Origin of the sequence: Herbaspirillum rhizosphaerae (assembly GCF_001189965.1) — a bacterium.
GTDB classification, from domain to species: Bacteria; Pseudomonadota; Gammaproteobacteria; order Burkholderiales; family Burkholderiaceae_D; genus Herbaspirillum; species Herbaspirillum rhizosphaerae.
Genome location: NZ_LFLU01000003.1, coordinates 113,506 through 138,120 on the forward strand (window position 1 = coordinate 113,506; position 24,615 = coordinate 138,120).

At 59.6% G+C, this 24,615-nt stretch carries 20 protein-coding genes and 2 tRNA genes; 14 read left to right on the top strand and 8 right to left on the bottom strand.

The features are described 5' to 3' along the window. Positions 1-108: 108 nt before the first annotated feature. Positions 109-201: transfer RNA gene (locus AKL25_RS05970), tRNA-Leu, on the bottom strand. A gap of 260 nt (positions 202-461) precedes the next feature. On the opposite strand from AKL25_RS05970, the gene AKL25_RS05975 reads away from it, so the two are divergent. The 5 genes from AKL25_RS05975 (at position 462) to AKL25_RS05995 (ending at position 5,773) form a co-directional block, all read left to right on the top strand. Next, a complete protein-coding gene (locus AKL25_RS05975; RefSeq protein WP_050476737.1) occupies positions 462-1,328 on the top strand; it encodes an alpha/beta fold hydrolase in 867 nt (288 codons plus the stop codon). A gap of 145 nt (positions 1,329-1,473) precedes the next feature. Then, positions 1,474-1,824, top strand: a complete 351-nt coding sequence (locus tag AKL25_RS05980; RefSeq protein WP_050476738.1) for a RidA family protein — start codon at positions 1,474-1,476, stop codon at positions 1,822-1,824. Positions 1,825-1,839: 15 nt separating this feature from the next. Next, positions 1,840-4,098, top strand: coding sequence for a RelA/SpoT family protein (locus tag AKL25_RS05985; RefSeq protein WP_050476739.1), 2,259 nt, complete (start codon positions 1,840-1,842; stop codon positions 4,096-4,098). Positions 4,099-4,212: 114 nt separating this feature from the next. Further along, positions 4,213-4,289, top strand: a tRNA-Val gene (locus AKL25_RS05990). 461 nt (positions 4,290-4,750) lie between these two features. Beyond that, on the top strand, positions 4,751-5,773 hold the full coding sequence (locus AKL25_RS05995; protein ID WP_420840700.1) for a formylglycine-generating enzyme family protein: 1,023 nt from the start codon (positions 4,751-4,753) through the stop codon (positions 5,771-5,773). Between the two features lie 86 nt (positions 5,774-5,859). On the opposite strand, the gene AKL25_RS06000 is transcribed toward AKL25_RS05995, so the two are convergent. Next, on the bottom strand, positions 5,860-6,630 hold the full coding sequence (locus tag AKL25_RS06000; protein WP_157050507.1) for a GntR family transcriptional regulator: 771 nt from the start codon (positions 6,628-6,630) through the stop codon (positions 5,860-5,862). Positions 6,631-6,931: 301 nt separating this feature from the next. On the opposite strand from AKL25_RS06000, the gene AKL25_RS06005 reads away from it, so the two are divergent. The 4 genes from AKL25_RS06005 to AKL25_RS06020 all read left to right on the top strand — a co-directional run bounded on the left by AKL25_RS06005 (position 6,932) and on the right by AKL25_RS06020 (position 13,611). Further along, entirely contained in the window at positions 6,932-8,149 is a 1,218-nt protein-coding gene (locus tag AKL25_RS06005) for a pyridoxal-phosphate-dependent aminotransferase family protein (protein ID WP_050476741.1), read from the top strand. A 246-nt stretch (positions 8,150-8,395) separates the two neighbouring features. Then, a complete protein-coding gene (locus AKL25_RS06010; protein WP_050476742.1) occupies positions 8,396-9,679 on the top strand; it encodes an MFS transporter in 1,284 nt (427 codons plus the stop codon). Positions 9,680-9,789: 110 nt separating this feature from the next. Beyond that, entirely contained in the window at positions 9,790-10,557 is a 768-nt protein-coding gene (locus tag AKL25_RS06015; RefSeq protein WP_050476743.1) for a 2-keto-4-pentenoate hydratase, read from the top strand. Positions 10,558-10,596: 39 nt separating this feature from the next. Beyond that, complete coding sequence (locus AKL25_RS06020) at positions 10,597-13,611, top strand: FAD-binding and (Fe-S)-binding domain-containing protein (protein ID WP_050476744.1); 3,015 nt, start codon at positions 10,597-10,599, stop codon at positions 13,609-13,611. Here the strand turns inward: AKL25_RS06020 and AKL25_RS06025 are convergent. From AKL25_RS06025 to AKL25_RS24115, 5 genes are all read right to left on the bottom strand, one after another. After that, positions 13,608-14,705 (bottom strand): YncE family protein, encoded by a 1,098-nt coding sequence (locus tag AKL25_RS06025; protein WP_083444591.1) that lies wholly within the window; start codon positions 14,703-14,705, stop codon positions 13,608-13,610. The genes AKL25_RS06020 and AKL25_RS06025 overlap by 4 nt on opposite strands. 2 nt (positions 14,706-14,707) lie before the next feature. Continuing rightward, on the bottom strand, positions 14,708-17,179 hold the full coding sequence (locus AKL25_RS06030) for a TonB-dependent siderophore receptor (RefSeq protein WP_050476745.1): 2,472 nt from the start codon (positions 17,177-17,179) through the stop codon (positions 14,708-14,710). Between the two features lie 103 nt (positions 17,180-17,282). Then, positions 17,283-18,308: a FecR domain-containing protein gene (locus tag AKL25_RS06035; protein ID WP_240475655.1), complete on the bottom strand. Its 1,026-nt coding sequence runs from the start codon at positions 18,306-18,308 to the stop codon at positions 17,283-17,285. Further along, a complete protein-coding gene (locus tag AKL25_RS06040) occupies positions 18,284-18,790 on the bottom strand; it encodes a sigma-70 family RNA polymerase sigma factor (protein ID WP_050476747.1) in 507 nt (168 codons plus the stop codon). Before AKL25_RS06040 ends, AKL25_RS06035 begins: the two co-directional genes overlap by 25 nt. 123 nt (positions 18,791-18,913) lie before the next feature. After that, on the bottom strand, positions 18,914-19,144 hold the full coding sequence (locus AKL25_RS24115; RefSeq protein WP_157050509.1) for a hypothetical protein: 231 nt from the start codon (positions 19,142-19,144) through the stop codon (positions 18,914-18,916). A gap of 794 nt (positions 19,145-19,938) precedes the next feature. On the opposite strand from AKL25_RS24115, the gene thrS reads away from it, so the two are divergent. Together thrS and infC are read left to right on the top strand one after the other, a co-directional pair. Continuing rightward, positions 19,939-21,846, top strand: a complete 1,908-nt coding sequence (gene thrS / locus AKL25_RS06045; protein WP_050476971.1) for a threonine--tRNA ligase — start codon at positions 19,939-19,941, stop codon at positions 21,844-21,846. 65 nt (positions 21,847-21,911) lie between these two features. Continuing rightward, a complete protein-coding gene (infC, locus tag AKL25_RS06050; RefSeq protein ID WP_081493440.1) occupies positions 21,912-22,433 on the top strand; it encodes a translation initiation factor IF-3 in 522 nt (173 codons plus the stop codon). 11 nt (positions 22,434-22,444) lie between these two features. Here the strand turns inward: infC and AKL25_RS24120 are convergent, their stop codons facing one another. Further along, positions 22,445-22,651 carry a hypothetical protein gene (locus AKL25_RS24120; RefSeq protein WP_157050511.1) on the bottom strand — a complete coding sequence of 69 codons (207 nt, stop codon included), beginning with the start codon at positions 22,649-22,651 and terminating at the stop codon, positions 22,445-22,447. A 38-nt stretch (positions 22,652-22,689) separates the two neighbouring features. Here AKL25_RS24120 and rpmI point away from each other — a divergent pair, with 38 nt between their 5' ends. From rpmI to pheS, 3 genes are all read left to right on the top strand, one after another. Beyond that, on the top strand, positions 22,690-22,887 hold the full coding sequence (gene rpmI, locus AKL25_RS06055; protein WP_007882755.1) for a 50S ribosomal protein L35: 198 nt from the start codon (positions 22,690-22,692) through the stop codon (positions 22,885-22,887). Between the two features lie 20 nt (positions 22,888-22,907). Further along, positions 22,908-23,267 (top strand): 50S ribosomal protein L20, encoded by a 360-nt coding sequence (gene rplT, locus AKL25_RS06060; RefSeq protein ID WP_007882754.1) that lies wholly within the window; start codon positions 22,908-22,910, stop codon positions 23,265-23,267. A gap of 255 nt (positions 23,268-23,522) precedes the next feature. Next, complete coding sequence (pheS, locus tag AKL25_RS06065) at positions 23,523-24,539, top strand: phenylalanine--tRNA ligase subunit alpha (RefSeq protein ID WP_050476748.1); 1,017 nt, start codon at positions 23,523-23,525, stop codon at positions 24,537-24,539. Positions 24,540-24,615 lie beyond the last annotated feature (76 nt).

Consider the following 24,615-nt stretch of genomic DNA (forward strand, 5'->3'; position numbering starts at 1 on the left):
GGATGCATGTGCGACTAAAAATGGCGAGGTGTTGATGTTGAAAAGCCGTCAAAACTTGCTGTTTTGGTGGCTGTTCTGTGTTTTTCGAATTTGAACGAAACAGCTCTTTGGTGCCTGAGACCGGAATCGAACCGGTACGCCCCTTTCCAGGTAAGCGGCGGATTTTAAGTCCGCTGTGTCTACCAATTTCACCACTCAGGCAGAGGGCTTTCGCGGCGTAGGATCGCCGAAAAGGATCGCATTATAGCAGCGACTCCGTCTGAAATCAGCCATTTATCCTTCAATCATCAGCCGATTCCCCGAACGGTTTCCCGTTTCCTTCCGTTTTACCCTCTGCGCTTGCTATGCGCGGGCATCGGCCGGTCACTGGGCCGCTGTCGGTAGTCATTTCTCTTTCCGGTCTACAACAGCCGCCTCAGGGAGTAAAATATCGAGTATTCCAACCTCACCTGGTCGAGACCATGACACAAGCTGTATTGAAAACAGTTCAATGTATTTCGCCTGCCGGTTTGCATTCGATGGCTTACAAGGAGTGGGGCAATCCTCATAATCCGAATGTGCTGGTGTGCGTGCACGGTGTGACGCGCGTGGGCGACGATTTCGACGTGATGGCGCGCGAGTTGTCCGAGACGTATCGGGTGGTGTGCCCGGATGTGGTCGGGCGCGGGCGTTCGGGGCGTTTGCAGGCGCCGCAGTATTACGTGATTCCGCAGTATGTGAGCGACATGGTGACTTTGCTGGCGCGTCTGGATGCGGAATCGGTGGATTGGTTCGGCACGTCGATGGGCGGGCTGATCGGCATGGGTCTTGCATCGATGCCGGAAAATCCCATCCGTCGCCTGGTGCTCAACGATATCGGTCCTTCCATCAATGCGTCGGCGCTGGCGCGCATCGGCGAATACATCGGGCAGGATATCCGCTTCACGACCTTTGACGAGGCGGCGCAATATATCCGCACCATTTCGGCGACCTTCGGGCTGCATACGGATGAGGAATGGCACAAGCTGGCCGCAGATGTTTTGCGCCAGGACAAGGACGGCAAGTGGACGCGCCACTATGATCTGAAGCTGGCCGAGCCGTTCAAGACCATGACGCCGGAAGCGGCGAGCATCGGCGAGGCGATGCTGTGGGCGGCTTATGATGCGATCCGCTGCCCGACGCTGCTGGTGCGCGGCAAGCAGTCCGACCTGCTGTTGCCGGAGGTGGCGCAGGAAATGACGCAGCGCGGTCCCAAGGCCAGGCTGGTGGAGTTCGAAGGCGTCGGCCATGCGCCGACGTTCATGCATGCCGAGCAGATCCAGGTGGCGAAGGACTTCTTGCTCGGCTGAATCGATGCAATACGATTGAATTACTGACAGGTTGATTCGTCCAACATCAAAAAACAGGCTGCAAGGCCGGCAAGCGTCGCCCAGGAAAGGCAACAGTGCCCGCAGCACCGGACATCAACCCACACATATTTACAGAGGAAACATCATGACAGTACAACGTCTCCACGTCGGCAAGCGTCTCTCCGAAGCTGCGATTCACAACGGCACCGTCTATCTGGCCGGCCAGATTGCCGAAGATGCCACCCAGAACATCGAAGGCCAGACGCGCGAAGTGCTGGGCCACATCGACCGTCTGCTGGCGGAAGCCGGCAGCAGCAAGGAAAATATCCTGTCGTGCCAGATCTACATCGCCGACGTGAAGGATTTCGAAGGCATGAATTCGGTCTGGGACAGCTGGGTGCCTGCCGGCAACACGCCGCCGCGCGCTACGGTCGAGGCCAAGCTGGCCCGTCCTGAATTGCTGGTCGAGATCATCATCGTCGCTGCTCAAAAATAAACAAAGCAAGGTTTCATGGTTTCAGTCGTCGCAGTTCCGCAAGAGGGTAGCGCCCCCATCGTCGCCGGCTTGAGTCCGGAGGACGCCGCACGCGTATTGAGCGCGCTGGCGTTCGTCGAGCCTCTGTATGCCGGCAAGCCTATCCCGTCGGGGCAGGATGCCTTGCAGTTCGTGCAGGGCGTGGTCAGCGTGCTGACCGCGCTCAACGTCGACGCCGAAACGCGCATCGCCGGCTTGCTGTTCGAGCTGCATGTGCTTGATCTGGATGCCGCGGCGCTGATCGAAGAGCGCTTCGGCAAGGACATCACCGATCTGGTCGCGGGCGTGCGCCAGTTGATGCGTTTCCACAGCCTGACCTTCCAGCATCCGCAAGAAGTCCTGCGCGGCAAGAACGCGGCGCAACAGGCGGCGGCGCAAGTCGAAACCCTGCGCAAGATGCTGCTGGCGATGGCCAGCGACATGCGCGTGGTGCTGGTGCGCCTGGCCTCGCGTGTGACCACCTTGCGCTATTTCGCCGAGAACAAGCTGGAGAACGAGAGCACCGCGCAATATGCGCGCGAGACCTTCGATCTCTACGCGCCGCTGGCCAATCGCCTCGGCATCTGGCAGCTCAAGTGGGAGCTGGAGGATTTGTCCTTCCGCTTCATCGAGCCGGTCACCTACAAACGCATCGCCAAGATGCTGGAAGAAAAGCGCATCGAGCGCGCCGAGTTTGTCGCCACCGCCATCGAGCGCCTGCGCACCGAGCTGACGGCGGCTGACATCAGGGCGGAAGTCTCCGGCCGCCCCAAGCACATCTACAGCATCTGGAACAAGATGCGCGGCAAGGCCATCGATTTCTCCGAGCTGTACGACGTGCGCGCCTTCCGCGTCATCGTGGACGATATCAAGACCTGCTACACGGTGCTCGGCATCATCCACAACATCTGGGTGCCGATTCCCAAGGAGTTCGACGATTACATTTCGCGGCCCAAGCAGAACGGCTACCAGTCGCTGCACACGGTCGTGATCGCCGAGGACGGCCGCCCGCTGGAAGTGCAGATCCGCACGCACGAGATGCATCACTTCGCCGAATACGGCGTGGCGGCGCACTGGCGCTACAAGGAAAGCGGCGGTTCCAATTTCGCCGCGCAGAAGTACGACGAAAAGATCGCCTGGCTGCGCCAGCTGCTGGCGTGGAAGAGCGAAGTTTCCGACGCGGTGGTCGAGCAGGAAGAAGTGCGCCGCGACTGGGTCGAGAAGCTCAAGTCGACCACGCTCGACGAGCGCATCTACGTGCTGACGCCGCAGGCGCGCGTGATCGAGTTGCCCAACGGCGCCACGCCGATCGACTTCGCCTATCACCTGCACAGCGACGTCGGCCATCGCTGCCGCGGCGCGCGCGTCGACGGCGTCATGGTGCCGCTGAACACGCCGCTCAAGAACGGCCAGACCGTCGACATCATCACCGTCAAGAGCGGTCCCGGCGTCGGCCCGTCGCGCGACTGGTTGAGCCCGGGTTACGCCGTCAGTTCGCGCACGCGCTCCAAGGTGCGCGCCTGGTTCAACGCCATCGAACAGGAAGAGACGCTGGCCCACGGTCGCGCCGTGCTGGAAAAAACGCTGCAGCGTGAAGGCAAGACCGCCGTCAACCTGGAAGAACTCGCACACAAGCTCGGCTTCGGCAAGGTCGACGATCTGTGCCTGTCGCTGGGCAAGGACGAATTCAGCCCGCGCCAGATCGAGCAGGCGCTGCATGAAGGCGAAGAGGGCAGGGAAAACAAGCACACCGAATCCGACGAAGCCTCGATCACCCGCAAGAGCCGCGCATCGAGCGTGGTGCAGGGCGCCAAGTCCGGCGTGCTGGTGGTCGGCACCGAAGGCCTGATGACGCAACTGGCGCGTTGCTGCAAACCGGCGCCGCCGGACAGCATCGTCGGCTTCGTCACGCGCGGCAAGGGTGTCTCCATCCACCGGCTGACGTGCAAGAACTTCGCCGAAATGAGCCGCAAGGCGCCCGAACGCGTGATCCAGACCGAATGGGGCAACTCGGGCAAGGATACGGTGTATCCGGTGGATATCTTCGTGCTGGCCGGCGACCGCCAGGGTTTGCTGCGCGATATTTCAGAAATTTTCCTGCGCGAAAAGATCAACGTGATCGGCGTCAGCACGCAAAGCGTGAAGGGGCAGGCGCGCATGGGATTCACCGCCGAGATCGGCTCGACCGCGCAACTGATCAAGGCGCTGGCCGTGATCCGCGAAGTGAAGGGCGTGCTGGAAGCCCGGCGGCAGTAGGCTTTGCGACGGGCCGGCTGGTCAGGGAAGAAGCGCCGAACAAGATTTTTTAAAAAACTTTCCGCGAAGACTAGCCAAAAATAAAAAATGCCCCTATAATCTCGCTTCTTCACTAGGCGCGTAGCTCAGCTGGTTAGAGCACTACCTTGACATGGTAGGGGTCGTTGGTTCGAGTCCAATCGTGCCTACCAATATTCTTGATGTTGTTGAATATTGGTATCGAAGCAGGAAGTTACTTATGTAACTGAGGCTTCGTAAAAACAGCATCAAAAGCAAAATGAATAATGGAAGCGCAGTCCCGGCTTCCATTTTTGCTTTTTGTCTTCCGTATTTGCCGTTTCTCCTTTTGTTCCCCATTTTCCTTTCTGGTTTGCTGTTCTAGTAGGGTCTGTCATACGGCTTTGTTTCATTCGTCTGCTGCGCTCAATGGAAGTGGGTGCGAGTAATGGCCCCGCCGGCTTCGCTTGTCGGTCGCTAGCGGATCTGGCGTTGTTCTGGAATATATCTGTTTGATTGCTAGCGGACCTTCGTACCATTGCTAGTTTTAAATACGTCTCCGAAATCGGGATCTTGGCCACTTGATTGATAACCGGGCGTAGTCCATAGTTGGAACGTTCAAAGAAGTATCAACGGTGATAAAAACGGAGATGATTTGAAACAAGCTGCCTCTGTCTTGTTGGCCATGTTGCTCAGCGTAGTTTTGACGACTGCTCATGCCGATCAAACGAATCCGCTTCCTGCCACCATCGACAACTCGATCGGCATGACGATGGTCTTGATCCCCGCAGGCCAATTCATGATGGGTACCGAAGAGTCCGTCGCGGCGCTCAGAGCTGCCTACCCCGATTACGAAGAAAAACGTTTGCAAGATCTGGACGACGAGCGGCCACGGCATAGCGTCCACATCACGCGGCCGTTTTATATCGGCAAGACGCTGGTGACAGTAGGCCAGTTCGCCAAATTCATCGCCGAATCCGGCTATGTACCCGAATCGATTCGCGATAAAACCGGCGGCTATGGCTACAACCCGAACTATGATTCGGAAAAGACCGAGCGCAAAGACGCTTTCGAGGGGCGCAATCCAAAATACAGCTGGCGCAATCCGGGTTTTGCTCAAGGTGACGATCATCCGGTCCTGAATGTCTCCTGGAACGATGCCGTCGCTCTTGCCGATTGGTTGAGTAAAAAGGAGCATGCGCGCTATCGACTGCCGACCGAGGCCGAGTGGGAGTATTCCTGTCGCGCCGGCACCCAGACCCGTTATCCCAATGGCGATGCGCCGGAGGGCTTAAGTCTCATCGCCAACACCTTCGACGCCGATGCCGCCTCCAACTGGCCGCAATTTGCCGGCCATGCCCTCAAGAGTCGTGATGGATTTTCCTTTACTTCGCCGGTAGGCAGTTACCCGGCAAATGCGTTCGGACTCTACGATATGGTGGGGAATGCCTGGGAGTGGACTTCCGATTGGTATGGTGAAAAGACCTACGCCCATTCCCCGCTGGCTGATCCGCAAGGAGCGCCAGTTGGCGAGGTGAAGGTGCGCCGCGGCGGATCATGGCACACATGGTCGCTGTACGCTCGTTGCGCTTTCCGTAATTGGAATACGACAACCACGCGCTATACCTTGGTCGGTATGCGCCTGGTCAGAGAGGTCGCCCCAAGCGGCGAGCATTAACCCTCACTCCTCCGCCTAGCTCATTCCCGACATGCGGCGACAAGTCATCGCAAGCGATGGCTTCCAGCGACAAATCACAACTGATTTTATTGATTGCCGGTTTTCCCCGCCGGCGTTTCTGCGGCGGTGGCCGGCGTCGGCGCAACGGGGACATTCAGCACCGCATCGCGCTTGTCCAGCAAATGCTGGCGCAGGACTGCCGCCAGGCGTTTGCCGTCGCGTGCTTCCAACGCCTTGACCATCTCGTCGTGATCGTGCGCGGCGCTGTCCCATTTTTCGGGACGGAAGTTGGATTTGAAGCGCAGCGCCTGCAGGCGGCGGTTCAGGCCGAGATAGGTCTGGTGCAGCACCGAGTTGCGGGCGGCTTCGTTGATCTTGTTGTGGATGGCCTGGTTGCGGCTGTAATAGCCGGGCAGGTCGTTCTGCGCCTTGCAGGCCAGCATGGCGTAATGCAGCGCCTTGATCTCGGCCACTTCCACCGGCGTGATGCGTTCGCAGGCCAGTTCGCCCGACATCGCTTCCAGGCCGCTCATGAGTTCGAAGGTTTCCCAGATCTCGGTTTCGGACATCTTCGACACCGAGGCGCCGCGGTTGGGCGAAATCTCGATCAGGCCTTCGGCGGCCAATACCTTCAATGCTTCACGCAGCGGCGTGCGCGAAATGCCGAGCGTTTCGCACAGCTCGCGCTCGTTCAGTTTGGTGCCGGGTGCCAGCACCGCTTCGACGATCAGGTTGCGCAGGTGCTCGACGACGGTGTCGTGCAGACGCTGGCGCTCCAGTTTCGGCAGGGCGGCGGGGATGTTTTCAGGTTTGTTCCGGGTCTCGTTGAGATCGAGTCCAATTGCTGAATTTTGCATTCAAAATCCTTAATGTCCTACTGAGGCGTATTTTAGCAGGGATAAGTTCATTGCCAAAAATACCAGCTTTCGGCTGTTGTATGGATGAAAAATATTGCCATGGAATCCCTATTGGCGATCCTAAGTATATCTATATACGCGGTTTTTACCAAAAATATGGGCTGATTCGGTACCTGAAGTAAGGACTGCCGGGATCAAAAAAACCTTTACCTCTCCGAATCTCACTGATAAAGTATTTTGAATTCAAAATACAAAATTAGATAAAGCAGATTTCACAAGACAGATTTCAAAGGAGGAGTAAATGTTAAAACTAGACTTTCATCCAGCCGGCCGTCATTTCCTGCAAATCCCTGGTCCCAGCCCTGTGCCTGATCGCATCCTGCGCGCCATGAGCTATCCGACCATCGACCATCGCGGTCCGGAATTCGGCGCGCTGGGCTTGCAGGTGCTGACCGGCATCAAGAAGATTTTCAAGACCGAGCAGCCGGTCGTGATTTACCCGGCTTCCGGCACCGGCGCCTGGGAAGCGGCGCTGACCAATACCCTGAGCCCCGGCGACACCGTGCTGATGTATGAGACCGGCCATTTCGCCACGCTGTGGAAGAAGATGGCCGAAGCCTTGGGCCTGAAGCCGGAATTCCTCGGCTTGCCGGGGATTGAAGGCTGGCGCCGCGGCGTGCAGGCCGATCTGATCGAAGAGCGTCTGCGCAAGGACAGCGGCCATCTGATCAAGGCCGTCTGCGTGGTGCACAACGAAACCTCGACCGGCGTGACCTCCGACATCGCCTCGGTGCGCAAGGCCATCGATGCCGCCGGCCATCCGGCGCTGCTGCTGGTGGACACGATTTCCGGCCTGGCGTCGGCGGATTACCGGCATGACGAGTGGGGCGTCGACGTTACCGTCTCCGGTTCGCAAAAGGGCCTGATGCTGCCGCCGGGTATCAGCTTCAACGCCGTTTCGAAGAAAGCCATCGAAGCCAGCAAGACCTCGAAACTGCCGAAGGCGTTCTGGGGATGGAGCGAAATCATCGAGATGAATGCCACCGGCTACTGGCCGTACACACCTAACACCAATCTGCTTTACGGCTTGTACGAAGCGCTGGACATGATCCTCGGCGAAGGGCTGGACAACGTCTTTGCGCGTCATGAGCGTCTGGCCGAGGCCTGCCGCAAGGCGGTCACGGCCTGGGGCCTGGAGATCCAGTGCGCCGATCCGGCGGTGTATTCGCCGGTGCTGACGGGGGTGATGACGCCGGCCGGTTTCGACGCCGATGCGATCCGCAAAGTGATTTACGAAAACTTCGACATGTCGCTGGGCACCGGCCTGGGCAAGATGAAGGGCGGCATGTTCCGCATCGGCCATCTGGGCGAAGCCAATGACCTGACCCTGATGGCGACGCTGTCCGGTTGCGAAATGGGCCTGAAGCTGGCGGGCGTGAAGCTGGCCGGGAGCGGCGTGCAGGCGGCGATGGACAACCTGACCGCCAAGAAAAACAAGCCGGCGCTGAAGGTCGCCTGAATCGGTAAATAGCGTCAGTCGTATCCGTGTTGTCTTGCGCTGTAAGGAGCGCAAGACAACACTGCAAAGCAAAAAGCATTAACGGAGGAAAGAACGCCGGGCAGCACGCTTCCATCGGGAAGCGCTGCGCCGGTCACGTGGATCAATAACGAAAACCCGGCGAAGCAACATCCCGCAGAGGAATCGAAGCAGCCCGAGAAAAGCTGCCTCACGGCGCGCCGGTGTACCAATACTGGAGACAATGCAATGAGACACCTGCGTTTGCGCGCGACCACGGTCGTGCTATTGATGTTATGCATGATGTATTTCATCACCTATCTCGATCGCGTCAACGTCAGCACCGCCGCGGCCGGTTTCGGCAAGGAATTCAACCTCTCGAAGACGGAAATCGGCCTGGTCTTTTCCGCTTTCGCCTATCCCTATTTAGTGTTTCAGATCATCGGCGGCTGGGTCAGCGACAAGTTCGGCGCACGCCGCACGCTGATTTATTGCGGCTTGCTGTGGGCGCTGGCGACCGTGCTGACCGGTTTCGCGGGCGGCCTGGTGTCCTTGCTGCTGGCGCGTCTGCTGCTCGGCCTCGGCGAAGGCGCCACCTTCCCGGCGGCGACCACCGCAATGTCGCGCTGGGTGTCGAAAGAAAAACGCGGTTTCGCACAAGGCATCACCCACGCTTTTGCCCGCATCGGCAATGCGGTGGCGCCGGCGGCAGTGGTGTGGATCATGGCCGAACACGGCTGGCGCGAATCGTTCTACATCTTCGGCGCCTTCAGCCTGGTGTGGGTGATCGTGTGGGCATTTGTGTTCACCGAGGATCCGTCCAAACATCCGCGCATCACCTCGGAAGAACTGGCGATCCTGCCGGCCGGCAAAAAGAAGAGCGCGCAGATTCCATGGGGGCCGCTCTTCAAGCGCATGATGCCGGTGACCATCGTCTACTTCTGCTACGGCTGGACGCTGTGGCTGTTCCTGAGCTGGATTCCGCAATACTTCCTGCACAGCTACGACCTCGACATCAAGAAGTCGGCGCTGTTCGCTTCCAGCGTGTTTTTCGCCGGCGTGGTGGGCGACACCCTGGGCGGCATCGTCAGCGACAAGATCCTGAAGAACACCGGCAACCTCAAGCGCGCCCGCAGCTACATGGTGTCGGTGTGCATGCTGCTGACCTTGCTGTCGCTGCTGCCGCTGATGTTCACGCATAACGTCTACATCTCGATCTTGTGTCTGGGCGCCGGCTTCTTCTTCGCGGAAATGACGATCGGTCCGATGTGGGCGATTCCGATGGACATCGCGCCGGAATATTCGGGCACCGCCAGCGGCATGATGAATACCGGTTCCGCGCTGGCAGCGATCATCTCGCCGGTGCTGTCGGGCTACCTGATCGACAAGACCGGCAACTGGGAATTGCCTTTCCTCGGCAGCATGGTGTTGATGGGCTTTGGCGTCTTGCTGGCTTTCCGCATGCAGCCGGACAGCAAGTTCGAAAACACCACGCCGGACGCCGGCGGCCAGGTGGTCAAGGCGCGCGCCTGATTGTTGTTTGATGATTGTCTGATTGTTGGACTGCACCCAATAAGCACTTCCGGCCAGGAATGCCGTCGCTGATCAACGGCATTCCTGAACCTCACTGAGACAAGATAGCCATGACGACTTTACTTTCTGCGGCTGAAGAACTCGGCCATCTGTTGAGCGACGCTTATTCCCGCCAGGCCACACTGGCCATCGTACCGGACGAGCTGGAACCCGCGAGCATCGAAGACGCTTACCTGGCGCAACAGGCTTTCCTGCGCCGCAGCCGCGCCGCCATCGGCGGCTGGAAGATCGGTTCCAAGACTGAAACCGGTCCGGTGCAGGGCGCGCCCTTGCCGCTGGGCGGCATTCATCCGGCGTCGTCATCGCTGCGGCGCAGCGCTTTTCCGGTGCTCGGCATCGAGCTGGAAATCATGTTCTGCTTCGATTGCGATTTCACGCCGAGGTCGGCGCCGATTGCCGAGGCGGAGATCATGGACAGTATCAGCGCCATGGGCGCCTCCATCGAAATCGTTTCCAGCCGCATCGCCGGATGGCCCGAGGTGCCCAAGCTGAGCCAACTGGCGGATCTGCAAAATCATGGTGCGCTGGTGATCGGCGAGCTGTGCGACTACCGCGACGGCTTCGATTTCCGCCGTCCGGAGGCGCACCTGACCTTCAACGGCGAGGACGTGTTCAAGGGGCAGGGCGTCAATCCCGCCGGCGATCCGCGTCGCCTGCTGAGCTGGCTGGTCAATCACTGCAGCGAGCGCGGCATCGCCATCCCCGGCGGCACTGTCATTACCACCGGTTCCTACACCGGGATGTATTTTCCGAAAGCGCCGGGCATGGTGATCGGCCAGATCGCCGGATTGCCGCCGATTCATTTTGAGTTGAGCTGAACTCCACTCATTTTTTCTTGTTTTTGACAGGACTATCTCATGCTGGTCAAGCCCATCCATCTGGTTCCCCCGAGCGGGCGGAACACTGCACCCGCTACGCCATTCGCCATGCAATTGCAGCGCGAGATGCGGGGCGAAGTCATGTTCGGCAAGGCCGATCGCGGCCGCTATGCCACCGATGCTTCCATCTATCAGATCATGCCGCTGGGCGTGGTGGTGCCGCGCGACCAGGCCGACCTGAAGATCGCGCTCGATATCGCGCGCCAGCATCGCATGCCGGTGCTGGCACGCGGCGCGGGCACCAGCCAGTGCGGCCAGACGGTCGGCGAAGCGCTGATCGTCGACAACAGCAAATACCTCAACCAAGTGGTCGACTTCGATCCGGTGGCGCGCACCATCACGGTCGAGCCCGGCATGGTGCTCGACCATCTCAACGCCTGGCTCAAGCCGCACGGCCTGTGGTTTCCGGTGGACGTGTCGACGGCGGCGCAATGCACCATCGGCGGCATGTCGGGCAACAACTCCTGCGGTTCGCGCTCGATCGAATACGGCAACATGGTGCACAACGTGCTGGGCATCGACGCGGTGCTGGCCGACGGCACCGAAGGCCGCTTCACGCGCCTGCCGGAAATGCCGGGCAGCGGCCGCATCGGCGACATCGTGCGCGGACTGCAGACCATCGCCCGGCGTGAACGCGGCGAAATCGTCGAGCGCGTTCCCAAGGTATTGCGTCGCGTAGCAGGCTACAACATCGACATCTTCGACTGCCAGAATCCGCGCGCCTACACCGACGACGGCGTCGCCAATCTCGCGCACATCCTGATCGGATCGGAAGGCACGCTGGCTTACAGTCGCCAGATCACGCTGGCGCTGATGCCGCTGCCAGCGCACAAGGTGCTGGGCGTGGTCAATTTCCCGACCTTCTATCAATCGATGGATATGACCCAGCACATCGTCAAGCTGGGACCGACTGCGGTCGAGCTGGTCGATCGCACCATGATCGATCTGGCGATGAGCAATCCGGCCTTTAAGCCTGTGATCGAGAAGGCGTTGGTCGGTCATCCGGAAGCGATCCTGCTGGTGGAGTTTTCCGGAGAAAATCTCGATCACCAACTGGAGCAGCTCAAGCGCCTGGGCGAGCTGATGGGCGACCTCGGCTTGCCCGGTTCTGTGGTGGACATGCCCAACGCCAACGAGCAAAAAGCCTTGTGGGATGTACGCAAGGCGGGCCTCAACATCATGATGAGCATGAAGGGCGACGGCAAGCCGGTGTCCTTCATCGAAGACTGCGCCGTGCCGCTGGAACATCTGGCCGAGTACACGCGCCAGCTGACCGAAGTGTTCCACAAGTACGGCACCGAGGGTACCTGGTACGCCCACGCCAGCGTCGGCACCTTGCACGTGCGGCCGATCCTCGACATGCGCCGCGGCGGCGCGAAGGACATGCGCGAAATCGCCGAAGCCGCGGCCGTGCTGGTGCGCAAATACAAGGGTGCGTATTCCGGCGAACATGGTGACGGTCTGTGCCGGGGTGAGTGGGTGGCATGGCAGTACGGGCCGAAACTCAACGCCGCTTTCAGCGAGATCAAGGATTTGTTCGATCCCGACAATCGCTTCAATCCGGACAAGATCGTGCGTCCGCCGAAGATGGACGATGCTGCCAACTTTCGCTTTGCGCCGGGCTATCGCGAGCTGCCCTACAGCCCGGTGCTGGACTGGTCGCAATGGAACGTCAAACGCGATCCGCTGACCGGCAAGGAAAGTGCACCCGGCAGCGGTGGCGATCGCAGCGACGGTCTGGCCAAGCTGGTCGAGATGTGCAACAACAACGGCCACTGCCGCAAGTTCGATGCCGGCACCATGTGTCCGAGTTACCGCGTCACCCGCGATGAAAAACATGTCACGCGCGGTCGCGCCAATACCGTGCGGCTGGCGCTGTCCGGCCAGCTCGGCAGCGAAGGATTGGCTAGTCCTGAAGTAAAGGAAGTGCTGGACCTGTGCGTCTCCTGCAAGGGCTGCAAGCGCGATTGCCCGACCGGCGTCGACATGGCCAAGATCAAGATCGAGGCGCGCGCGGCCTGGGCCGGCAAGAACGGCGTCAGCCTGCGCGACAAGCTGATCGCCTACATGCCGGCATATGCGTCCTATGCCGGCAGCGTCGGCGGCGCATTGGCGCTGGCGCAGAAAATCCCGGTGATTTCCGGCTGGGTGAAGGGTTTGCTCGGGCTGGCGCCGCAACGTTCGCTGCCGCGTTTCCGCAAATCGTTCTTGAGCAATGCGCAGAGCGCGCCGGCGACAAACACCGGCAAGGAAGTCTTGCTGTTCGTCGACACCTTCAACAACAACATGGAACCGGAAAACGCCCGCGCCGCGCAGCAGGTGTTGGAGGCGGCAGGTTACCAGGTGCATTTCAACATGCTGCCCGGGCAACGTCCGCTGTGCTGCGGCCGCACCTATCTGGCGGCAGGGCTGGTCGATCGGGCCAAGGCCGAAGCGCGCCGCACGCTGGATGCGCTGATGCCCTACGTGCGCCGCGGCGTGACCGTGGTCGGGTTGGAGCCGTCATGCTTGTTATCGCTGCGCGACGAATTTTTGAATTACGGCTACGGCGATGAGGCGCAGCAACTGGCGAAGTCGGCTTTCCTGTTCGAAGAATTCCTGGTGATGGAACACAAGGCCGGCAAGTTGAAACTTGAGCTCAAACCGCTGCCGTCCAACAAGATTGTGCTGCACGGACACTGCCATCAAAAGGCCTTCGACGCCTTCCGTCCGGTGCCGACCGTGCTGCAGTGGATTCCGCAGGCGGAAGTGTCCGTGGTGGAGTCGTCGTGTTGCGGCATGGCGGGGAGTTTCGGCTATGAAGAGGAGCACTACGAGGCATCGATGGCGATGGCGGAGTTGTCGCTGTTGCCGGCGGTGCGCAAGGCTGCGGCGGACGCCATCGTGGTGGCCGACGGCACCAGCTGCCGCCATCAGATTCACGACGGCGCCGGGCGCGAAGCCGTCCATGTGGCCCGCGTGTTGGCGGTCGCACTGGACGACGGAGGGGATTAACGCGTTGGCGGGTTCAGCGTCAGCGTGAGAACCGTAAAGCTGTCTGCGTGAAAAACGGGGTCTTGCTTGCGGCCGGCGGCGTCGGCGGCCGGCTGAGTGAAGTCCATGCTGAACAGGTAGACGGAACTGCGCGCCTGGTCGTACACCATGTTGTGCGCCCACAGGCGCGTGCCGACGTAGCCCAGCATGCGGTAGCGATCGGGATCGTCTTGCTGCACGACGGAGAGATTGCCGGCGTTGCCGCTCGGGATCAGCAGGCGGCGTTGCGCGCTGTCCCAGGCCAGTGCATTGACTGCCGGTGTAATAGGCAGGCTGGCGATTGGCGCGCCGCTGTCGAGATTGGCGATCGTCAGGATCGGCGCCTTGCCGCGGCAGGCGATGAACAGGCGACGGCCGGCATTGTCGCTGGCCAGTGCGCTGGGTTGTACGCAGCCGGGGAAGCTGTAGCTCGCCAGCGTTTCCAAGGTCTTGCCGTTGAGCCGGATGACCTTGCCTTCATCGCGCATCGGCAGCAACAGGTTGCCGTCGCCGAGCACCAGCAACGGATCGATTTTCTTGATGTCGACATTGCGCTCGCCGACGATGCGATCCTGCTTCGGATCGAGGATGTACAGCGTCGACTGGTTGGCGCGGCGGCCGCTGGCGATGATGACGCGGCGGCTGATCGGTTCATATACGGCGCTGTTGAGGTTGGCGTCGGTGACCGGCAGGCGCCTGAGCGTCTTGAGGTCGGACAGGCGCACCACGGTCAGCGAGCCGTCCATGTTGGCGAGGTAGGCGCGGTCTGCATCGGGGACGAACACCACACCGTTGGCGCCGCTGCTGTCGTCGAGCGTGCGCACGGCTTGCTGCGTGTCGGTGTTGAACACGGTCAGGCCGTTTTCCCGGCGCGCGATGAACAAATAGGGACGCGTCGGATCCTTGGCGGCAAAACCCCAGCTGTGGCCGGAACCAGGCAGGACGCTGACGTGCGTGGTGCGGGCCAGCGGTTGGGTAGCGGTTTCGACGGCGGCTGCCATTGCGGCGACACCCGGGCCGAAGCCCAGCGTTGCCAGCAGCAGCGTCAATCCGTGATGACGAAAGGCGGCGCGCACGATCAGAACTCCAGCGTGGTCAACAGCGACACCTGGCGCGCGTCGCCCATCGAGACGAAATACTGGTTCGCGCTCGAGGTGTAGTAGACGCGGTTGAACATGTTCTTCACATTGAGTTGGAACTTGACCGACTGGCCGCCGATTTTGGTGTCGTAGGTCGCGAAGGCATCGGCGGTGGTATAGCTCGGCAGCATGAAGCTGTTGGCCGAATCGCCCGCGCGCTTGGCGACGTAGTGCATGCCGGCGCCGGCGCGCAGCTTGTCGCCGCCGGCGATGGCGCCGAAGTCATAGGCAGCCGACAGCGCAGCGGTCTGTTTGGCGACGTTCCACAGGCGCAGGCCGGCGTAGAGCGGATCTTCAGTGGTCTTGGCATCGGTGTAGGCGTAGCTGCCGATGATGTTCCAGCGCTCGGTCAACTGGCCGGAGACGTCCAGTTCGATGCCGCGTGAACGGGCGGCTCCCGCAGTGCGATAGTCGGTCAGGTTGGTGACGGCGTTGAACTGCGACACCAGCACGTTTTTCTTGTTGATGTTGTAGACCGCCAGCGTCGCCGTCAGGCCGGAGGCCAGGTCGTATTTGGCGCCGGCTTCCCACGATGTCGCCTGTTCCGGCGCCACGTTGGAATCGATCACGACGCCCGAGCCGAAAGGCGCGATGGTCGAGGTCGGCTTGAGCGACTTGGTGTAGCTGGTGTACAGCGACAGCTGGTCGTTCCATTTGTAGATCAGGCCGGCGCGCGGCAGCCATTTGGAGCCGGACAGATTGGTGTTGGTGGTGAACGGCCGGCCGCGTCCGGCGAGCTGGCTGTAGTCCTGGTAGCGCATGCCGCCGACCAGAATCCATTTGTCGGTGAGATAGAGCGAATCCTGCATGAACAGCGATTTATCGTGCAGCAGGTCGGTCTGTGCGCTGTCGCTGGCTGAGACGGTGGATGACGGCTTCAAGGTGCCGTACACGGGATTGAGGAAGTTGAAGTTGGGCGCAGCCTGGCGCAGCAGGTCGGCGCGATAAATTCTGCGGTACTCCATGTCGGCGCCGAACTGGATATCGTTGCGCAGGCCGGCGATATTGGTCTTGCCTTGCAAATATGCGGTGCCGTAGGTGTCCGTGCTGAGCGAGCCGTGCGTGGCGTCGTTGCTGCGCGTGATGACACCCGTGACCGGATTCAGGCCGGTGATGCGCAGCTGATTGGCGTCATACATTTCACGGTTGTAGCTCAGGCCGACGTGCGCTTTCCAGTCGGGGTTGATGTCGTGATCGACGTTCAGTTGCACCAGGTCGCTGTTGCCGGTCATGTTGTTGAAGGGCTCGTCAAGACGGCGATCGGCCGGGATGTTGAGGGGGCGGCCGGTGCGCGAATCAATGGCGGTGCCGCGATCGAACGGGTACACGAAATCACGGTGTTCAATGGAGAACACGACCTGCGTTTCTTTGCCGTACCAGGCCAGCGACGGCGCGACCAGCGTCTCCTGATGCTGGCCGAAGTTGCGCCAGTAGTTTTCGTCGACACGGTCGACGATCAGCCGATAGGCCAGGTTGCTGTCGCCGACGGCGCCGGTGGTGTCGAGCGTGGCGCCGCCGCCGCTGCGGCCGTGGTCGTAGGTGGAGCCGAGCAGCGAGATCGAGGTGCGGCGTTCCAGTTGCGGTTTTTTGCTGATGACGTTGACGACGCCGCCCGGATCCATGATGCCGTACAGCAGCGAGGACGGGCCTTTGAGCACTTCCACGCTTTCGGCAGTGGCGTTCAGGCCGCGTCCTTGCACCAGCGGCATGCCGTTGCGCATGATGGAACCGTCTCGGTTGCCGCCGAAGCCGCGCTTCATGATGGTGTCTTGAGTGCCTGCGAGCGTATTGCCCTGGGTGATGCCGCTGATGTTGATCAGCGCGTCGTCGAGATTGCGCGGGCGCTGGTCGGCGAGCACTTGCGCGGGCACGATGTTGACGATCTGAGGGATGTCCAGCGTTGAGGCATTGCTGCGCAGTGTGCTGCTGCTGGGCACGACGCGATAGGTGCCGTCAGCCTGTGCAGTGCGGCTGCTGGAGGCGACGATGGTCGGCAACGGCGCCTGCGCGGCGGAAGCGGCGGCGGATTGCAGGATGTAGCTGCCATCGTTTTGCATGACGGCGACCAGACCGGTGCCGCTCAGTAACTGCTGCAAGCCCTGGCTGACCGAGACGCTGGCGTTCAGGCCGGGGCTATTCTTGCCTTGGGTCAGGCTGGCGTCGGCCGAAAGCAGGATCCCGGCTTCACTGGCGAACTGGCGCAGCGCCTGGCCCAGCGGCGCTGCGGCGATGCTGTATGTGCGTGTTGCGACGGCCGTTGTGCCTGTGCTTTGCGCGTGCGCGGGCAACGTTGCCAGTAGCGGCAGGGCAAACAGGGCCAGTCGCAGGTAATGGGGCAGCGGGCGTAATGTCGGCATCGTCAGCATGGTCAGCGAGCGTGTCTTGCGCGCCGGGAGTTGTGCAGCGGTCATGATGGTCCTTTCGGGTTTCGTGTTCGGCAGAGTTCTTTTTCCATTGCCAAGCGAAACGCAAAAAAGGGAACCGCTTCGGTAAAAAATATTTTTAAGCAAGGAATCAGGCCGGCTCGACGCTGATCCACCACGGCAGGATGCGCCGCACTTTGACGGGCAGGCTGGCCGTCAGCGCCGCCAGTACGCGGTCGGTATCGGCCAGCGGATAGACGCCGACCAGGCGCAGGTCGGCGACTTCCGGCGCACACGCGATATAGCCGCGGCGGTAGCGGCTGAGTTCGTCGAGGAAGTCGGCCAGGCGCATGTTGTCCGGCATCAGCATGTTGCGCGACCACGCCGTGCGGGTTTCATCGGTGGCGACCGGTTGGCCGATCCAGTTGCTGCCGAACACGACTTCATCGCCGGCGGCGATGACGCGCGTCGCGGCGCCGTCGGCCGGTTCGACGCTGACGGCGCCTTGCAGCACCGCCAGATGGGTTCCCTTATCGCTCAGGCGCACGGTAAAGCGTGTGCCGATGGCGCGCAGCCGGCCGTCCCTGACGTCGACCACGAGCGGGCGCTTCGGTGCATGCTGATCCGGAGCGGTTTCAATCAGGACTTCGCCCTTGTGCACGACGATGCGGCGCAGCTCGTCGGTGAAGTAGGCGTCGGCGGCGCTGGCGGTGTTGAGCCACATGAGCGAGCCGTCGGCCAGCACGATTTTTTGGGTGATGCCGATGTCGGTGCGGTATTGCGCGTTAAGCGCAGCCAGATACTCGCGCGGTGCGCGCGTGGCGAGCAGGCCGCCGGCGGAGGTCGCCAGGCACAGCAATGCCAGCCGCTTGGCCAGCTTGCGGCGCTGTGCACCTTTGGCGGTCAGCGCATCGCGCGCGACTTCGCCGGGCAGCATGTTGAATTGTTCGTTGACGGCTTCTACTTTGCGCCAGGCTTCGCGATGCGAGGGTTCGGCGTCGAGCCAGATCTGCCAGCGCTGGCGGTCGCGACTGCTGGCGTCATCAGCGCGCAGCAGGGCGAACCATTCGGCGGCTTCCTGCAAGGTGGGGAAATCCGGCGTCGACGACCTCGATGCTGCCTTGCCGTATTGATTGCTGCGCATGCCGGCGCTCATGACGCGACCAGCAGCATGCATTGCAGCATTGCCTGCGCCATGTATTTCTTGATCATGCGATCGGAGACGCCGAGCTGTTCGGCGATCTGGGCGTAGGTCAGGCCGTCGAGCTGGGCCAGCAGGAAGGCCTGGCGCGCCTTGGGGGCGAGGCGTTCGAGCATGGCGTCGATCTGGCACAGGGTTTCAATGACGAGGGCGCGTTCTTCCGGGGACGGGGCCAGCATTTCCGGGCGGGCTTCCAGCGCGCTCAGGTAGGCGCGTTCGAGGGCCAGCTTGCGCCAGTGATTGACCACCAGTCCGTGGGCGACGGTGGTCAGGTAGGCGCGCGGTTCGGCCAGTTCATCAGACGGCTTGGCGCTCAGCAGGCGCACGAAGGTGTCTTGCGCCAGCTCCGCCGCGTCTTCGCGCGAGCCGAGCTTGCGCCACAGCCAGCTGTACAGCCAGCCGTGATGGTTGCTGTAGAGATGGCTGAATACGTCGGCGGAAGGGCTGTTGGCGGGCACGATCGGAGTGCTGAATATGGATATGAGCAGGTAAGACGATTGCGGTAAACGTAACCTTGAAGAGAGGCAAGGCGCTAAATGAGACCTAGCATCTGTTCGATCTCGAAAATTATATAATAAAAATCATTCGCATTTACTAATGCGCTGCGATATTTCAAGCGGCCCCGGCTGCGCGGAGGGGGCGCTGTTGTTGAGTTGGTATAAATTTTCTTGACGAGTTGGCGATCGTGCGCTATATTGTTTGTTGTTCTCCGGTTCGCAGCCGGGCGGCAGGCCAAAAATCAATAAAAAGTGTTTGGTCAGCTGGTGAAGCTTACTCCGCATTACTTCTTCATTTTTGACCGATTCGGTCATGTCTGTAGCAGCAATTCATCTGTAAATCTTCCTCGATACAAGTTGTAAAGTTTTATCCGTGGCGCGTTGCCGCGTGTTCAGTTTTTGGCATTCGTGCCGATATCAGAGCAGATTCACCTTTCGTCGTCGCCACTTTCCAGATAGGACTGGGCGACGGGAATCTCCTCTTGTATCCGCATCGTTTGTGCTTGTCGGTGTTGTTGCGAGTTGCTGTGCCGATACCAGAGTAGATTCACCTTTCGCGCCACCACTTTTCAGATAGAACTGGGTGGCGGGAATCTTCTCTTGTATCGGTACTCCAACCGGCTCGTTGCAGTTTTCTGTGCCGATACCAGAGCAGATTCACCTTTCGTGTCACCACTTTCCAGATAGGACTGGGTGGCAGGAATCTCCTCTTGTATCGGCGCCGCCCGCAGCATCTTCGCTTCATCGTACCGATACAAGAGTGGGTTCATCGTCGGGGTCACTTTCCAGATAGGACTGGACCCCGGGAATCTGCTCTTGTATCGGTATTTCCACGCATGGGATGCGACATTTTTTTATTGTTGCTATAATCCTTGTCTGTTTCATGGTTGTTTTTGCCATGTCTGTTCAGCATCACCCCCAACATCTGTAAGAGCGAGAAAGGCAAACCGGTTATGACACCGCGAACTACCACCCAGGTCTCTACGCGACGCTAGTCGGGTTCTTTTTCGTCTTATGAAAAAGCGCGGCTGGTCCGCGTTTTTTTTCGTCCTTATTTTCCGTATTCTATAAATCAAGCGTCGGCAAGCAATGCCGAGATGGAGTTCAAAATGGTTTCAGTTCGTCTCCCCGATGGTTCGCAACGTCAATTCGATGCGCCCGTCACCGTGGCGCAAGTCGCCGCCAACATCGGCGCCGGCCTGGCCAAGGCGGCACTGGCCGGCAAGGTCGACGGCAAGCTGGTCGACACTTCTTTCCTGATCGAAAAAGATGCCGATCTGGCGATCGTCACCGACAAGGATGCGGATGGCCTGGAAGTGATCCGTCACTCGACCGCCCACTTGCTGGCGTATGCCGTGAAAGAATTGTTCCCGGACGCGCAGGTGACCATCGGCCCGGTGATCGACAACGGCTTCTATTACGACTTCGCCTACAAGCGCCCGTTTACACCGGAAGACCTTGCTGCCATCGAAAAGAAAATGGCCGAACTGGCCAAGAAGGACGAGCCCGTCACCCGCAAGGTGTTGCCGCGCGACGAGGCGGTGGCCTACTTCAAGTCCATCGGCGAAGCCTACAAGGCGGAAATCATCGAATCCATCCCGCAAGATCAGGATGTGTCGCTCTATACAGAGGGCAGCTTCACCGACTTGTGCCGCGGTCCGCACGTGCCGTCCACCGGCAAGCTGAAAGTATTCAAGCTGATGAAGCTGGCCGGCGCTTACTGGCGCGGCGATTCGAATAACGAGATGCTGCAGCGTGTCTACGGTACTGCCTGGGCTAAGAAGGAAGATCAGGAAAGCTACCTGCACATGCTGGAAGAGGCGGAAAAGCGCGATCACCGCAAGCTGGGTCGCGCGCTGGACTTCTTCCACTTCCAGGACGAAGCGCCGGGTTTGATTTTCTGGCATCCGAAGGGCTGGTCGATCTGGCAGCAGGTCGAGCAATACATGCGTCGCGTGTATCAGGATAACGGTTACCAGGAAGTCAAGGCGCCGCAAATCCTGGATCGCTCGCTGTGGGAAAAAACCGGCCACTGGGAAAACTATCGTGAAAACATGTTCACGACCGAATCGGAAAACCGCGCCTATGCGTTGAAACCGATGAATTGCCCTGGCCATATCCAGATCTACAATTCCGGCCTGCACAGCTACCGCGACCTGCCGCTGCGTTACGGCGAGTTCGGCCAATGCCACCGCAACGAGCCGTCCGGCGCGCTGCACGGCATGATGCGCGTGCGTGGTTTTACGCAGGACGACGGCCACATCTTCTGTACCGAAGATCAGATCCAGGACGAAGTCGCCGCCTTCAATAAGGTGGTGCGCGAAGTCTATGACAACTTCGGTTTCACCGACGTCGCCGTGAAGCTGGCGCTGCGTCCGGAAAAACGCATCGGCGAAGAAGCCGTCTGGGACAAGGCCGAGAACGCCCTGCGCGAAGCCATCCGCGCTTCCGGTACCGAATGGGAAGAGCTGCCGGGCGAAGGCGCTTTCTACGGTCCGAAGATCGAATACCATCTGAAAGACTCGATCGGCCGTTCCTGGCAGTGCGGCACCATGCAGGTCGATTTCTCCATGCCGGCACGTCTGGGTGCGGAATATGTCACGGAAGACAACGACCGCAAGGTGCCGGTCATGCTGCACCGTGCGATCGTCGGTTCGCTGGAGCGTTTTATCGCGATTCTGATCGAAAATCACGCCGGTGCGATGCCGCTGTGGCTTGCTCCTGAGCAAGTTGTCATCCTGAATATTTCCGATGCGCAAGCTGAATACGTCAAAAACGTTGCGCAAACGCTGAAAAAACAAGGGTTTAGAGTCGTCACCGATTTGCGTAACGAGAAGATTACCTATAAAATACGGCAGCATTCTTTACAGAAGCCGCCCTATATTCTGGTGGTCGGCGATAAAGAGCGCGATACAAATACAGTGGCCGTGCGTGCGCGAGGCAATGTCGATCTGGGTGTCATGCCTGTCGATGTCTTGGTGGAACGCCTCAAGACTGAGGTGGAAGCCAAAGCCTAAAGGAGCAAAGCTCCTTCCTGCGCAAGAGCACGGCTTAATTTATTGGACGTTAAAAGGAAACTGCAATAGCTACTGACAAGTCGCATCGCATCAACGGTGAAATTACTGCACCGGAATTGCGTTTATCCGGAGTCAATAACGAACCGCTTGGTATCGTCAATTTGGCTGAAGCTTTCCGTCTGGCTGAAGAGGCTAACGTGGATCTGGTGGAAATTGCGCCGACCGCACAACCTCCTGTTGCACGCCTGATGGATTATGGCAAGTTCAAATATCAGGAGCAGAAGAAAGCTCATGAAGCCAAGCTGAAGCAGAAAGTCATTCAGGTCAAGGAAGTCAAATTCCGCCCTGGCACGGATGACGGCGATTACAACATCAAGCTGCGTAATCTGACCAAGTTCCTGGAAGAGGGTGACAAGACCAAGATCACCTTGCGTTTCCGTGGTCGTGAAATGGCCCACCAGGAAATCGGCATGCGCGTGTTGGAGCGCCTGAAGGCCGACTTGGAGCCGTTTGGCCAGGTCGAGCAGTTTCCAAAGATGGAAGGACGCCAGATGATCATGGTCCTGGCGCCGAAGAAAAAGAAGTAAGCAGCAACATATCAAGAAAAAGCAGCCATGCTTTTTCGCGCATCGCGGGGCAGGTCTTTGCGATGCGTATTCCGGTCCAGCAAGCGTGAGCTGTAGCGAAACCGAAGATTTTGTCGGGAAGCAGTGGTTTTGTTTCCTGCAAAAGCAGCAATGAAAATTGCTGCCAATAAGTGAGAGCAGGCATCCAAGAGCAGCGCATCGTTGCCACCTGCAATCATCAAAAAATGGAGCTGTCCAATAATGGACAGATAGTGTTATGCCAAAAATGAAGACGAAAAGCAGCGCCAAAAAGCGCTTCCGCGTCCGTCCAGGCGGTACTGTTAAGCGCGGTCAAGCGTTTAAACGTCACATCCTGACCAAGAAGACCACCAAGAACAAACGTCAATTGCGCGGTGCAGTGGGAGTCCATGAGACTAACATGACATCGGTTCGCGCAATGCTGCCGTTCGCTTAACCTCACACTAAGGAGCTACTATGCCTAGAGTTAAACGTGGGGTAACAGCACGTGCCCGTCATAAAAAAGTCCTGGCGCAAGCCAAGGGTTACCGTGGTCGCCGCAGCACCGTCTATCGTATTGCCAAGCAAGCAGTCATGCGCGCCGGCCAATACGCATACCGTGACCGCCGCAACAAGAAGCGCGTTTTCCGTGCACTGTGGATCGCCCGTATCAACGCTGCTGCTCGTGAGCATGGCGTGACATACAGCGTGTTCATGAACGGCCTGAAGCGTGCTTCGATCGAACTGGACCGTAAGGTTCTGGCCGATATGGCTGTGACTGACAAGCCAGCGTTCGCTGCGATTGTCAATCAGGTGAAAGCCAACATCGCTAAGTAATTAGCTATGTTGCAGTTGCTGTCCGGTGTCGGACGGCGCTGCAAATCCTGCGGGGCAGAGGTGAAATACCTGTGCCCCGTATTCGTTTTGAATCTCCGTATTTCAATGTTTTTTCGACTTCGTCGTTAGAACTTGTTCAAGATCTGCAGCCCGCGTCCGATCATGGCCTCGCAGTGAGATGTTGAACAGGTTCTCAGAACCGGATCGGTTCTTAGATTACTCAGATGTCTGTCTGAATGGAGCGAGACTTACCGCATGACTTCCCTAGAACAACTCGTTGCACAGGCCCAGGCCGACTTCGCTGGCGCACCTGACGCCGCAGCCCTGGAAAACGCCAAAGCCAAGTATCTCGGCAAAACCGGCCAGATCACCGAGCAGATGAAGGGCCTTGGCAAGCTGGCGCCGGAAGAGCGCAAGGTGCAAGGCGCCGTCATCAACGCCGCCAAGGAACAGATCGAGAACGCGCTGACTGCGCGACGCGACGCGCTGGCCAACGCACAGATGCAAGAGCGTCTGAACGCCGAAGCGATCGACGTCACCTTGCCGGGCCGCGGCCGCGGCAAGGGCGGCATCCATCCGGTCATGCGTTCGTGGCAGCGCGTTGAAGAAATCTTCCGCTCGATCGGCTTCGACGTTGCCGACGGCCCGGAAATCGAAACCGACTGGACCAATTTCTCCGCATTGAACAGCCCGGAAAACCATCCGGCGCGTTCGATGCAGGATACCTTCTACATCGAAGGCAACGACACGCAAGGCAAGCCGCTGCTGCTGCGTACCCACACCAGCCCGATGCAGGTGCGCTATGCGCGCATGAACAAGCCGCCGATCAAGGTCATCGCGCCGGGCCGCACCTATCGCGTCGACAGCGATGCGACGCATTCGCCGATGTTCCATCAGGTCGAAGGCCTGTGGATCGCCGAAGACATCAGCTTCGCCGACCTCAAGGGCGTGTATCTCAACTTCGTCAAGGCTTTCTTCGAGACCGACGACCTGCAGGTGCGTTTCCGTCCATCGTATTTCCCGTTCACCGAACCGTCGGCGGAAATCGACATCGCCTTCGGCAGCGGTCCGCTCAAAGGCCGTTGGCTGGAAGTCTCCGGCGCCGGCCAGGTGCATCCGACCGTGGTGCGCAACATGGGTCTCGATCCCGAGCAATACATCGGTTTCGCGTTCGGCTCCGGCCTTGAGCGCCTGACCATGCTGCGCTATGGCATCAACGACCTGCGTCTGTTCTACGAAGGCGATCTGCGTTTCCTGAAACAATTCAACTAACGCGATTCAATTGAACAATGTGATGCAGGGCCGCCGCGAACATCATCGCGCGGCGCTGTGAACTGTGTGGACTGTC

Coding starts and splice junctions, on each gene's coding strand:
- AKL25_RS05985 (WP_050476739.1), top strand. CDS start 1,840: ATGGTTTCAGTCGTCGCAGTTCCGCAAGAGGGTAGCGCCCCCATCGTC.
- rplT (WP_007882754.1), top strand. CDS start 22,908: ATGCCTAGAGTTAAACGTGGGGTAACAGCACGTGCCCGTCATAAAAAA.
- AKL25_RS05975 (WP_050476737.1), top strand. CDS start 462: ATGACACAAGCTGTATTGAAAACAGTTCAATGTATTTCGCCTGCCGGT.
- AKL25_RS06020 (WP_050476744.1), top strand. CDS start 10,597: ATGCTGGTCAAGCCCATCCATCTGGTTCCCCCGAGCGGGCGGAACACT.
- AKL25_RS06030 (WP_050476745.1), bottom strand. CDS start 17,179: ATGACCGCTGCACAACTCCCGGCGCGCAAGACACGCTCGCTGACCATG.
- AKL25_RS06005 (WP_050476741.1), top strand. CDS start 6,932: ATGTTAAAACTAGACTTTCATCCAGCCGGCCGTCATTTCCTGCAAATC.
- pheS (WP_050476748.1), top strand. CDS start 23,523: ATGACTTCCCTAGAACAACTCGTTGCACAGGCCCAGGCCGACTTCGCT.
- rpmI (WP_007882755.1), top strand. CDS start 22,690: ATGCCAAAAATGAAGACGAAAAGCAGCGCCAAAAAGCGCTTCCGCGTC.
- AKL25_RS24115 (WP_157050509.1), bottom strand. CDS start 19,144: ATGACCGAATCGGTCAAAAATGAAGAAGTAATGCGGAGTAAGCTTCAC.
- AKL25_RS24120 (WP_157050511.1), bottom strand. CDS start 22,651: ATGATTGCAGGTGGCAACGATGCGCTGCTCTTGGATGCCTGCTCTCAC.
- thrS (WP_050476971.1), top strand. CDS start 19,939: ATGGTTTCAGTTCGTCTCCCCGATGGTTCGCAACGTCAATTCGATGCG.
- AKL25_RS06015 (WP_050476743.1), top strand. CDS start 9,790: ATGACGACTTTACTTTCTGCGGCTGAAGAACTCGGCCATCTGTTGAGC.
- AKL25_RS06035 (WP_240475655.1), bottom strand. CDS start 18,308: ATGCATGCTGCTGGTCGCGTCATGAGCGCCGGCATGCGCAGCAATCAA.
- AKL25_RS06010 (WP_050476742.1), top strand. CDS start 8,396: ATGAGACACCTGCGTTTGCGCGCGACCACGGTCGTGCTATTGATGTTA.
- AKL25_RS06000 (WP_157050507.1), bottom strand. CDS start 6,630: ATGCAAAATTCAGCAATTGGACTCGATCTCAACGAGACCCGGAACAAA.
- AKL25_RS05980 (WP_050476738.1), top strand. CDS start 1,474: ATGACAGTACAACGTCTCCACGTCGGCAAGCGTCTCTCCGAAGCTGCG.